At 69.8% G+C, this 10,766-nt stretch carries 12 protein-coding genes; 7 read left to right on the forward strand and 5 right to left on the reverse strand.

The annotated features are described in order from the left end of the window. The first annotated feature begins 159 nt into the window (after nucleotides 1-159). The 3 genes from DQP58_RS23765 to DQP58_RS23775 are packed head-to-tail and all read left to right on the forward strand — an operon-like array spanning nucleotide 160 to nucleotide 2,788. The gene (locus DQP58_RS23765) at nucleotides 160-1,128 is read left to right on the forward strand and encodes a thiamine-phosphate kinase (RefSeq protein ID WP_112710596.1); all 969 of its coding nucleotides are present in this window, start codon (nucleotides 160-162) and stop codon (nucleotides 1,126-1,128) included. A gap of 41 nt (nucleotides 1,129-1,169) precedes the next feature. Continuing rightward, nucleotides 1,170-1,853: a uracil-DNA glycosylase gene (locus tag DQP58_RS23770; protein WP_112710604.1), complete on the forward strand. Its 684-nt coding sequence runs from the start codon at nucleotides 1,170-1,172 to the stop codon at nucleotides 1,851-1,853. A gap of 5 nt (nucleotides 1,854-1,858) precedes the next feature. After that, on the forward strand, nucleotides 1,859-2,788 hold the full coding sequence (locus DQP58_RS23775) for an NADP-dependent oxidoreductase (protein WP_112710605.1): 930 nt from the start codon (nucleotides 1,859-1,861) through the stop codon (nucleotides 2,786-2,788). A 6-nt stretch (nucleotides 2,789-2,794) separates the two neighbouring features. Here the strand turns inward: DQP58_RS23775 and DQP58_RS23780 are convergent, their stop codons facing one another. The 4 genes from DQP58_RS23780 to DQP58_RS23795 are packed head-to-tail and all read right to left on the reverse strand — an operon-like array spanning nucleotide 2,795 to nucleotide 6,525. Next, nucleotides 2,795-3,625, reverse strand: a complete 831-nt coding sequence (locus DQP58_RS23780; RefSeq protein ID WP_112710597.1) for an oxidoreductase — start codon at nucleotides 3,623-3,625, stop codon at nucleotides 2,795-2,797. 1 nt (nucleotide 3,626) lies between these two features. Next, on the reverse strand, nucleotides 3,627-4,871 hold the full coding sequence (locus DQP58_RS23785) for a DUF1214 domain-containing protein (RefSeq protein WP_112710598.1): 1,245 nt from the start codon (nucleotides 4,869-4,871) through the stop codon (nucleotides 3,627-3,629). Next, nucleotides 4,864-6,078 (reverse strand): sulfotransferase family protein, encoded by a 1,215-nt coding sequence (locus tag DQP58_RS23790; RefSeq protein ID WP_112710599.1) that lies wholly within the window; start codon nucleotides 6,076-6,078, stop codon nucleotides 4,864-4,866. The genes DQP58_RS23785 and DQP58_RS23790 overlap by 8 nt, the downstream gene beginning before the upstream one ends. A gap of 3 nt (nucleotides 6,079-6,081) precedes the next feature. Continuing rightward, nucleotides 6,082-6,525, reverse strand: a complete 444-nt coding sequence (locus DQP58_RS23795) for a nuclear transport factor 2 family protein (protein ID WP_112710600.1) — start codon at nucleotides 6,523-6,525, stop codon at nucleotides 6,082-6,084. A gap of 95 nt (nucleotides 6,526-6,620) precedes the next feature. On the opposite strand from DQP58_RS23795, the gene DQP58_RS23800 reads away from it, so the two are divergent. Together DQP58_RS23800 and DQP58_RS23805 are read left to right on the forward strand one after the other, a co-directional pair. Next, nucleotides 6,621-7,514, forward strand: a complete 894-nt coding sequence (locus DQP58_RS23800) for an SDR family NAD(P)-dependent oxidoreductase (protein ID WP_112710601.1) — start codon at nucleotides 6,621-6,623, stop codon at nucleotides 7,512-7,514. 2 nt (nucleotides 7,515-7,516) lie between these two features. After that, nucleotides 7,517-8,338: a mycofactocin-coupled SDR family oxidoreductase gene (locus tag DQP58_RS23805; RefSeq protein WP_112710602.1), complete on the forward strand. Its 822-nt coding sequence runs from the start codon at nucleotides 7,517-7,519 to the stop codon at nucleotides 8,336-8,338. Nucleotides 8,339-8,346: 8 nt separating this feature from the next. Here the strand turns inward: DQP58_RS23805 and rpmB are convergent, their stop codons facing one another. Then, complete coding sequence (rpmB, locus tag DQP58_RS23810; protein ID WP_112710603.1) at nucleotides 8,347-8,541, reverse strand: 50S ribosomal protein L28; 195 nt, start codon at nucleotides 8,539-8,541, stop codon at nucleotides 8,347-8,349. 460 nt (nucleotides 8,542-9,001) lie between these two features. On the opposite strand from rpmB, the gene DQP58_RS23815 reads away from it, so the two are divergent. Further along, on the forward strand, nucleotides 9,002-9,664 hold the full coding sequence (locus DQP58_RS23815; RefSeq protein ID WP_240630098.1) for a hypothetical protein: 663 nt from the start codon (nucleotides 9,002-9,004) through the stop codon (nucleotides 9,662-9,664). Between the two features lie 188 nt (nucleotides 9,665-9,852). Beyond that, a partial coding sequence (locus DQP58_RS23820; RefSeq protein WP_114149368.1) for a DAK2 domain-containing protein occupies nucleotides 9,853-10,766 on the forward strand: 914 nt, incomplete at its 3' end.

Here is a 10,766-nt window from a genome sequence, read left to right on the forward strand (position 1 = left end):
CGATCGCGGCGATGATCAGCGCACGCGGCGGCCCGCCATCGGCGTCCGGTTCGGTTGCCACCGCCGCACACCTCCCTTTTCTGCTCACCACTATCGCCGTCGTTTACCCCCAGGCCAATTTATTCTCGGGGCGGTCCGGCCGACGCCGGGAGCCCTATCGTGGGGGGCGTGCCGGACGAATTGGGCGAGTCCCCGTCGCTGCAACAACTCGGCGAGTTCGCCGTGATCGATCGCCTGGTGCGGGGCCGCCGGCAGCCCGCCGCGGTCCTGCTGGGACCCGGCGACGATGCGGCGCTGGTGTCGGCCGGTGATGGGCGCGCCCTGGTGTCGACCGACATGCTGGTGCAGGACCGGCACTTCCGGCTGGACTGGTCGACGCCGCACGACGTCGGCCGCAAGGCGATCGCCCAGAACGCCGCGGACATCGAGGCCATGGGCGGGCGGCCGACGGCCTTCGTGGTCGCCTTCGGCGCGCCCGGTGATACGCCGGCGGCGCAGGTGGACGCGCTGGTCGACGGGATGTGGGACGAGGCGCAGCGGGTCGGCGCCGGCATCGCCGGCGGTGACCTGGTGCACTGCCCGCAGTGGGTCATCTCGGTGACGGTGCTGGGCGAGTCGGACGGGCGCGCGCCGGTGCGGCGATCCGGCGCGCAGCCCGGTGCGCTGATCGCCGTCGCCGGGGACCTGGGCCGCTCGGCGGCCGGATTTTCCCTGTGGCGCAAGGGGATAACGGAGTTCGGCGAGCTGCGGCGCCGGCATCTGGTGCCGGAGCCGCCCTATGGCCAGGGAGCGGCGGCGGCGGCCGGGGGTGCGCAGGCGATGATCGACATCTCCGACGGCCTGATCGCCGACGTGCGCCATGTCGCCGAGGCGTCGGGGGTGGGCATGGATCTGTCGACGGCGGCGCTGGGCGCGGACCGCGATGGGCTGGCCGCCGCCGCCGCCGCGGTGGGCGCCGATCCGTGGCACTGGGTGCTGGGCGGCGGTGAGGACCATGCCCTGGTGGCGTGTTTCGCCGGTCCCACCCCGGCCGGTTGGCGGATCATCGGGCGGGTTCTCGACGGGCCGGCGCGGGTGCTCGTCGATGATCAAGAGTGGAACGGCTACGCCGGCTGGCAGTCGTATTAGGGTGACGCGGTGACCGTTTACGCGATCGCGAAGAGCCGATGATGACCGCGCGTCCGCTGGGGGAACTGGTCGAGCCGGGGTGGGCGAGTGCGCTGGCGCCGGTGGCCGACCAGGTGGCCGAGATGGGGCAGTTCCTGCGGGCCGAGATCGCGGCCGGGCGCAGGTACCTGCCGGCCGGACCGAATGTGTTGCGCGCCTTCACTTATCCCTTCGACGACGTCAGGGTGCTGATCGTCGGGCAGGACCCGTACCCGACGCCCGGACACGCTGTGGGGCTGAGCTTTTCGGTGGCGCCCGACGTGCGGCCGCTGCCACGCAGTCTGGCCAACATCTTTCAGGAGTACACCGCGGACCTGGGCCATCCGCAGCCCTCCTGCGGCGACCTGACGCCCTGGGCCCAGCGCGGCGTGCTACTGCTGAACCGGGTGCTCACGGTGCGGCCCAGCAATCCGGCGTCGCACCGCGGCAAGGGGTGGGAGGCGGTGACCGAATGCGCCATCCGGGCGCTGACCGAGCGGTCGCGTCCCCTGGTGGCGATCCTGTGGGGCCGCGACGCGTCGACCCTCAAACCCATTCTCGCCCAGGGCAATTGCGTGGCAATCGAGTCGCCGCATCCGTCCCCGCTGTCGGCGTCGCGCGGGTTCTTCGGTTCGCGCCCGTTCAGCCGCGCCAACGAATTGCTGACCGGGATGGGCGCCGACGCGATCGATTGGCGCCTGCCATGACCGAGATGACCGCGCTGCGCGCGCACCGGCGGGGTGGCCCGGAGCAGTTGGTGCTCGAACGGGCCCCGCGACCGGTGCCGGCCGCCGGGGAAGCGTTGGTGGCGGTACACGCGGCCGGGATCACCTTCGACGAGCTGACGTGGGAGGAGACCTGGACCCGCGACGGCGTCAGCCGCGTCCCGGTGATCCCCTCACACGAGGTGTCCGGCGTGGTCGAAGCGGTCGCCGCCGACGTGTCGGATTTCGCGCCGGGCGCCGAGGTGTACGGGTTGATCGGGTTCGACCGGGACGGCGCGGCGGCCGATTTCGTCGCCGTGCCCGCCGCCCACCTGGCGATCAAGCCGTCGACCGTGTCGCACACCGTCGCCGCCGCGCTGCCGCTGGCCGGCCTGACCGCCCTGCAGGCGCTGGTCGACCACGCCGCCGTGCAACCGGGCGAGAGCGTGCTGGTGCACGGCGGTGCCGGGGGAGTGGGCCTGCTGACGGTTCAGCTGGCCTCGCTGCTGGACGCGCGGGTGACCGCGACCGTGCGCAGCGACGCCGCCAACCTGCTGCGCGGGTGCGGCGCGCAGCGGGTGATCGACGTGCGCACCGAGGCGTTCGACGAACCCGGCGCCGGTTACGACGTGGTCATCGACACGGTCGGCGGGCCGACATTGGAGCGGTCGTTCGGGGTGCTGCGCCGCGGTGGCCGGCTGATCACCCTGTCCGCACCGCCTCCGGAGGGTCTGGCCGAGCAATTCGGTGTCACCGCAACGTTTTTCATCGTCACGCCGAATCGGGGCCAGCTCGACGAACTCGCCGCGCTGGTCGACAGCGACCGGTTGCACGTCGCGATCGCCCAGACATTCGGGCTCGACGAGGGCCGCGAGGCGTTTGAAAGCCGCGACCACGGCACGCGCGCCGGCAAGACGGTCCTCATCGTGCGGGACTGAGTGGCCTCACGAGTCCGCGAAATTCACGTCCTTCGTGACGGCCTTCCACTCTTCGATCGACGCCGAGAGCGCGGCGAGCTTGTCGCGCATGGCCTTCAGCACGTCACGGCCCAGCAGCAGCCGCAGCGGCGGCTCGTCGAGCGTGGTCACCATCAGCACCGCTTCGGCGACCTTGCGCGGGTCGCCGGGTAGGTGATCGGCGAACTGCTTGATCAGGTCCTTGCGCGCCGCCACGTCGGCGTAGTCGGCGATCGGGCTGCCCGACTCCTTCATCGACCGCGTCGCCCAGTCGGTGCGAAACGCGCCGGGCTCGATCGCGGTCACCTTGATGCCCAGCGGGCGCACCTCGGCGGCCAGCGCCTCGGTCAGAGCCTCGAGCGCGAACTTGGTCGAAGAGTAGTAGGCGTTGGGCGGATTGGCCACCAGGCCGGTCATCGAGGAGATGTTGATGATGTGTCCCGACCCGCGGGCGCGCATGGCGGGCAGCACCGCCTTGATCATGTCGACGGCCCCGAAGTAGTTGACGTCGAACAGCTTTCGGACCTCGGCGTCCTCACCCTCTTCCACCGAGGACAGGTAGCCGTGGCCGGCGTTGTTGACCAGGATGTCGACCCCGCCGAACGCCTCGTCCGCCGCCGACACCGCCGCCGCGATCTGGGCGGCGTCGGTCACGTCGAGGGCGACGACCGCGGCCCGGTCAGCGAATGCGTCGGCGATGTCGGCCACCGCCTCGGCCCGCCGCGCGGTCACCACCACGCTGTGGCCGGCTTGCAATGCGGCGCGCGCGATTTCGCGCCCGAAGCCCGTGGAGCATCCCGTGATCAGCCAGCGTGACACGTCAGATCGTCCCTTCCGGCAGGCGGCGCAGGTAGGCCTTGCGCCGCTGCGCCAGCTCCGTCGCGCGCTGCTGTTCGCTCACCCGCGGCAGGTGCGGCACCTCGGCGTCGAGCCGGTCCAGCTTGACCACCCGGCCGCGCGCCCCGAGGTCTTCGCGCGGCCCGGACTCGCCGAACTCCGCCATCCGCAACGTCAAGATGGCCTCCTGCAGGCCGTCGGAGTCGATCCAGTTCGCCACGCCGGGGTCGACGGGCGAGATCACGTAGGTGTAGCTGCCGTCCTCGTTGGCCACCGACTGCGCCTTATTGAGGCTGCCGGTGCGGTCGACCAGACCTAGTGTCGTGCCCCAGATGTTGCTCAGCGGCACCGTGAAGTATTCGGCGCCACCGTCGTTCAGGTCGACGACGAAGGCCTCGTCGGGGGCGAGGTCGAACCGGCCCATCACGTAGACCTGGTTGCGCATCGCGCCGACCTTGTCGGCCGACCAGGCGAGTTCGAAATGGTTGGCGGGCATCTTGTACACGCCGTGGCTGAGCTTGCCGGTGAAGTTGGCGAAGTAATCCATCATCGCCGCGGTGGCCTCGGCCTGTTCGTCGAGCGTGCGCGCCGGGGCGGCAGGCGGACCGCCAAGCCGTTGCACCTCAATATGATTCGGGTCATCGAGGTCCCAATCCAGCAGCACGTCGCGGATGTAGAACTCGTGGGCCTCCGACGAGGTCTGCACGTGGTTTCCCCGGCCGTTGGCCGGCTCGGAGTCGACGGTGATGGTGTAGCTGCCGTCGGAGTCGACCTGCATGGTGCGGCCGTTGAGCACGGCGACGGTCCCCATGTGCGCGTCCCACAGCGTGAAGTAGTTCTCATTCATCCGGTGCTCGCCGACCCGGCCGTGGATCTCGTAGCGCTCGTCGCCGGAGATCGGGATCACCCGGTACACGCTGTCGGGATTGTCGATGCCCCAGCGCGATCCGGGGATGCGGCGGCCGTCCACCGGGTGCGCGAGCCGGGTGATGCAGCTGACCTTCGGTCGCAGCTTGTCCTGATTGGACGACCACACCGCCGCCGAGAACATCACCTCGGCGAATGCGTCGTCGAATCGTTCGCGCATCGCCTCCGACGCCTTGGCGCGACCGAGCCAGGTCTCGGCGACCGTGCCGTAGGCGGCCTTGACGGTAGGGTGCTCGATCAGGTCGAGGGCCGCCAGCTCCTGCTCGTGCTGGGACGCCGTCGCGACCGGGTGTTCAGGCATGCGCTGTTCCTCCGATTTGCTGTCCGAACCGCTTGTTGTACAACGTGAATCGCTCATCGACCTGCGCGGGACGCAGGCCGTAGGTCTCCAGTCCGTAGGGCGGCCGCGGCACCTCACGGGGGCGGTGGGCCAGCCAGCGCCGCATCGCGTCCTCGGCCTGCGCGGTCAGCGGCAGCCCGATGGCGTCGTAGACGCGGGCCACCTGGCCGATCGGGTCGGCCACCGCCTCGTCGAACCCGATGTCGGTGACCACGGCATCGTGATCGGTCCAGCCGTCGCGGATCGCCATCGCCCGGTCATTGGTCCAGCCCATCCGCTCCAGCCATTGCGCACCGACCCGGTGGACGTCGACGGTATCGGCGTGCATCGCGTGCAGGGTCGCATTCAGGCTGGCCCCCGACGCGATGGTGGTGCGCGGGTCGCGATGCATGTGCACGAGGTGCAAATCGGGAAACTGGGCGCGCAGGAGGTTCAAATACCCAAGGTGCGCAGGCGATTTGAGCACCCAGCGGCGGCCGCGGGCGCCCCGCTGCCGTTTCTGCCACTGCAGGAACTGCAGCATCCGATGCAGATAGCCGTAAGCGGGGGAGAAGTCTTGGTCGTCGAGCCAGGACCGGTACCGCGGTAGGTGCGCCCCCGACTCGGGGACGTGCGACAAGAAGGCGTCGGCCAAAAAGACGATCTCCTCCTCGGCCTCCCTGGCATACATGGGGTGGATGGAGAACAATTCGGGCGCCAGTTCGCGGGATTTCGCTTCCCGGGCCTCGCTGATCGCGATGCGCGGATCGAGGGTGTCGGTGAACCGATGGTCCAGGCGCGGCGCGACCTCGACGACCTCCCAGCCGTAGGCGCAGATGAAGCGCGGGTCGGCGGCGAGCAAACGCTGCAGCAGCGTGGTGCCGCTGCGCATCATCCCGACGACGACGATCGGCGCGGCCACCCGCTCGTCGAGGATCTGCGGGTGGCGGCGGATCCACTCCTGCGTGCGCAGCCGCATGCGCAGGCTGTGCACGATGCCCGAGCGCAGGATGTGCACGCCTTGGGCATTGAGGCCGTTGAGGTCGGCGCGCGCGTAGTCGGACAGCAACATCCGCAGCGCGCCATCGAATTCGCCCGGGCCCCAGTCGCTCAGCTCTTCCTTGCGTTGCGCGTCGGCCAGCACGGCGGCCGGGTCGAACGGACCGTCGGACGCGCTCGCGGATGCCACGGGTCAGAACTTCAGATGTTGGCTGACGTCGCCGACCTGGTCGACGAACATGGTGCGGCTGTCAAAGCACCAGGCCCCGTCCACCCGGTGAAAGGTGTCCTTATAGTGCCCGGTCACGATGACCTGCAGCGGCAGGTCATCGGTGGCCTGCGTGACGCAGTAATAGGACGTGCTTTGCGCGGTCCCGGCCGCCTCGTCGACATACAGCTGCACGTTGGTGGTGTTGTGTTTGGTCTTCGGGGTGCCGTCGTCGTAGATGCGCGTGGCCATCTCGTACATCTCCCGCACCCGGGCCGAGCCGGCGAATACCGTCTCCGGCGGGCCGTCCTGAACCCCGCAGATGCGGCCGTGCTCGAAGAGCCGGGCCACCCCGTCCAGGTCGCCGCCGTCGAGAAGCTGCGCATAGGTGTAGATGAGGTTGGTGATCTCGGTGGCGCTGCCAGTCATATCGAACCGCCTCGGGAGTCTTGCGCGCTGTTCCGCGAACAATGTTGGCAGAACCGGTCCAACTTACATAGAACCGACCATTACTCTGGATCGCCGTGACCCTACCGTGGACGCCGAGCCGGCTCGGCAACCTGACCGGCAAACGCGTGATCGTGACCGGCGCGACCAACGGCGTCGGACTCGGCACCGCACGTGCGCTCGCCAAAGCCAGGGCGCACGTGATCCTGGCGGTGCGCAACACCGAACTCGGCGCGCAACGCGCGACGGAAATCGGTGGCTCGACCGCCGTGGTCAAACTCGACCTCGCCGACCTGTCGTCGGTGCGCGCCTTCGCCGACCTCATCGACGAGCCGGTGGACATCCTGATCAACAATGCCGGCGCCTTGACCGACCGGCGCACCGAGACGGTCGACGGCTTCGAGAAGACCCTGGGCACCAACCTGCTCGGACCCTTCGCACTGACCAATCTGCTGCTGCCCAGGGTGCGTTCGCAGATCATCAACGTCGGCTCCGATGCGCACCGGTCGGCGACGCTGCGGCTCGACGACCCGCACCTGCGGCGGCACAAGTGGACGAGGCTGGGCGCCTACGCCCAGTCGAAGCTCGCGGTCATGCTGTGGGGGCTGGAGCTGGACCGCAGGCTGCGCGCGGCCGGATCTCCGATCGTCACGCAGCTCACCCACCCGGGGTGGGTGGCCTCCAATCTGTCGAACCTCGGCGACTCACGGCTGATGTCGCTGGCCCACAAAGGGGTCAAGGTGGTGGCCGACCGGCTGGCCAACGACATCGACGAGGGCGCGGCGCCGACGCTGTACTGCATCAGCGAGCCGATCCCGCCGGGCAGCTACGTCGGGGTCAGCGGCAGGTTCGGGCTGCGCGGCGGCCCGGTGCTGATCGGCCGCACGCCGCTGGCCTGCGATTACGACACGGCCGCGCGGCTGGTGGCCTTCGCCGAACGCGAGACCGGCACACAACTGGAGGTGGAGTAGCCATGGGCGACTTCGACAACACGGTGGCCGTCATCACCGGCGCCGCGCGTGGCCAGGGCCGCAGCCACGCCGTGGCGCTGGCCGAGCAGGGCGCCGACATCATCGCCGTCGACATCTGCGCCGATCTCGAGCCGATTCCCTATGCCCTGGGGACCAAGGCCGATCTCGACGAGACCGTGCGGCTGGTCGAGGCCGCGGGTCGCAAGGCCGTGCCCGTTGTCGCCGACGTCCGCGACCTGGCGCAGCTGGAGGCCGGGGTGCAGGGCGCGATCGACGCCATCGGAGAGGTGGACATCGTCATCGCCAACGCCGGAGTGGTTGCGATCGGTGACACCGACGCCCACTCCGAGCCGGTATTCAACGCGATCGTGGACACGAATCTGAAAGGGGTCTGGCACACGCTGCTGGCGACAGTGCCATCGATCATTCGTAAGGGCCGGGGCGGCTCGATCGTGATGATCAGCTCGTCACAGGGTCTGACCGGCCGGGGCGGCGACGGCAGTTCCGCGATGTTCGCCTACGCTGCATCCAAGCACGGCGTGGTGGGATTGATGCGTTCGGCCGCCAATGCATATGCGCCGCACAAGATTCGGGTTAATTCGATCCACCCCGCCGGTGTCACCACGCCGATGATCCTCAACGACTTCGTCGTCAACCGGATGCTGGAGAACCCGAACCCTGCCGTCTCCCAGATGCTGCTGCCGGACGTGCCACTGGTCGAACCGCAGGACGTGACGGAAGCGGTGCTGTGGCTGGCCGGCCCGAGGGCCCGCTATGTGACCGGCGTGTCGGTGCCCGTCGACGCCGGCCACATCGTGATGTAGCTGCGGCCTTAGCCGCGGGCGACCTTGCCGGCCTTGATGCAGGACGTGCAGGCGTTCACGCGCTGCTTGTTGCCGCCCGGGCGGGTGACGACGTGCACGGTCTGAACGTTGGGGTCCCACCGGCGGCTGGTGCGGCGGTGGGAGTGCGACACCGACTTACCGAAGCCGGGGCCTTTCCCGCAGATGTCGCACACAGCGGCCATTGTTCAAGCTCCTCAGATCTCGGGGGTCCGGCAATCTGGCCGGGACGGCCCAGGTTGACCGGGCCCAATCAGAATACCGATTGTCGTGGTAACCACCAAAACGTCGACGGCGGCCCGACGGGTCACGCCGGGGTCAGTGTGCGCCGCGACCCCCTGCGCCGTAAACATCGAGTCGATCACAATACCGGCGCGAATCCGGGCTGCTCGGACGCGGCGCCGCTAGGCTGGCGTCGCCGCCGATGGTCGGCGCGGTCGCTGCCTGTGTCAGGCGTGGACGGCGCGCTGATCCGGCTGAAGTCTTCTTCCCGGCGGTGCCGGCCCGCGCGGTGCTGCGGATGAGGCTGGCAAGCAAATATCGGCAGGCTTGAGGGGAGTGCGCGGGGTGGTTGCGCGCGCCGAAAACACCGCCGGTTGCGCCTGCGTCGAAACCCGGCGGGGCGCTCCGGTGGGCGTACGACGGTTGGCATCGCGGTTGCGACGGGTCGCGGCGGCTTACCTGGTGGTGACGGCGGTGGGGAGCCTCGCCATCGGCAGTACATCCGGTAACAGCCCGACGGGTGCGGGCGGGCTGGGTCCGAAAGCGTCGTGGGCCGGCAATGCCGCAGCCGCGCCCTCCTGGTGGCAGCCGCCCGCTCTTCTCGCCCCGGTGCAGCCGGCTGTCGCCGTGCGGAGCCCGATCCAACTGTCGGAGGTGGGTTTCGAGGGCCGGGGAACGTGGCCGGAGGGGCCGGAGGCGATCCGCGGCTACCTCGAGGAGGCGCTCGACCGGATTGGCATCACCGAGCCGCCGGCCCGTGGCCATTGGATCGAGGGCATGATGACCATCGCCGATCACGAGGCGCAGTTCCACTCGGGCGCGATCAACCTCTCCGACAGCAACGCCTACGGACCGCGCCAGCCAGACGGTGGCCCGTTGCACGCAACGCGCGGCCCGTGGCAGGTGATGCCTGATACGTTCGCGATGTTCCACCAGGCGGGAACGTCGTATTCGGCATGGGATCCGGTGGCCGCTGCGTGCGCGTCGATGAACTATCAGATGAGCCGCTACGGGGTGAACCGCGATGGCAGCAATCAGCGCATGCTCGTGGGGCAGGCCAATCCCGGTATCCGGCAGGGCTATTAAGCCCGCCTAGGGTACCTTCTTGCCCGTCGAGCTTGCCCGTCGAGGACCACCTCGCCGCCGATCGGTTTGCCGTTGCCGGACCGGCTGCTCGGTCTTCCTCAACGGCGCAGAGCAACTGAGCGCAGCGGCTCGGGCGCCGGGCTACGCTGGCGCCCACCGGGGGACTGGTGCGGAGGAGGTGGGTCACACTGGGCACTGCGGATACGTCGCAGGATCGTCTCCTGGACGCGACCACCCTGCGCGACTGGGCACACACCGCCGTCAGCGACCTGATCACGCACATCGACGAGATCAACCGGCTCAACGTCTTCCCCGTCGCCGACTCCGACACCGGCGCCAACATGCTGTTCACCATGCGTTCCGCCCTGGCCGAGGCCAACGCGGGCGCCGAGGCCGGATCGGGCTGCGTGGCCCGGGCCGCGGCGGCGCTGTCGGCCGGCGCGCTGAACGGCGCCCGCGGCAATTCCGGGGTCATCCTGTCACAGATCCTGCGGGGCATCGCCGACGTCACCGCGACCGCGGCCGCCGATGCCGGGGGCGAGCTGCCGCACATCGACGCCGCCGTTCTCGGTGCGGCGCTGCAGCGCGGCGTCGAGCTGGTCATCAGCTCGATGGGCGGTGAGGAGATCCCCGGGACCATCGTCTCGGTCCTGCGGGCGGCCGCCAACGCCGTCGCGCAGTGCGCCCGGGCCGGGGACGGGCTGGTGCCGGCGGTCATCGCGGCCGGCGACGCGGCGGTGGTCGCCCTGGAGAAGACGCCCGAACAACTCGACGTGCTCGCTGACGCCGGCGCCGTGGACGCCGGCGGGCGTGGGCTGCTGGTGCTGCTGGACGCGCTGCGCTGCACCATCACCGGGCAGGCCCCGGCCCGCACGGTGTACGAGCTGTCGCCGCGGGAGCTGCAACCGGAGGCGTCCGCGCAGCGCCCGGCGCCCCACTTCGAGGTCATGTACCGGCTGGACGGCTGCGAGCCCGCGGCGGCGGACAGGTTGCGGGATCGGTTGGGGGAGTTGGGCGATTCGGTGGGCATCGCGTCGGCGCCGTCGTCGGCGCAGCGCACCTACTCGGTGCACGTGCACACCGACGACGCCGGCGCCGCCGT

Origin of the sequence: Mycobacterium colombiense, from assembly GCF_003284975.1 — a bacterium.
Taxonomy (GTDB): Bacteria; Actinomycetota; Actinomycetes; order Mycobacteriales; family Mycobacteriaceae; genus Mycobacterium; species Mycobacterium europaeum_A.

What these genes read in the sequence shown, in the direction of transcription:
- DQP58_RS23775 (WP_112710605.1), top strand. Translation starts at nt 1,859, where the DNA reads ATGACCGCGCTGCGCGCGCACCGGCGGGGTGGCCCGGAGCAGTTGGTG.
- DQP58_RS23805 (WP_112710602.1), top strand. Translation starts at nt 7,517, where the DNA reads ATGGGCGACTTCGACAACACGGTGGCCGTCATCACCGGCGCCGCGCGT.
- rpmB (WP_112710603.1), bottom strand. Translation starts at nt 8,541, where the DNA reads ATGGCCGCTGTGTGCGACATCTGCGGGAAAGGCCCCGGCTTCGGTAAG.
- DQP58_RS23785 (WP_112710598.1), bottom strand. Translation starts at nt 4,871, where the DNA reads ATGCCTGAACACCCGGTCGCGACGGCGTCCCAGCACGAGCAGGAGCTG.
- DQP58_RS23770 (WP_112710604.1), top strand. Translation starts at nt 1,170, where the DNA reads ATGACCGCGCGTCCGCTGGGGGAACTGGTCGAGCCGGGGTGGGCGAGT.
- DQP58_RS23795 (WP_112710600.1), bottom strand. Translation starts at nt 6,525, where the DNA reads ATGACTGGCAGCGCCACCGAGATCACCAACCTCATCTACACCTATGCG.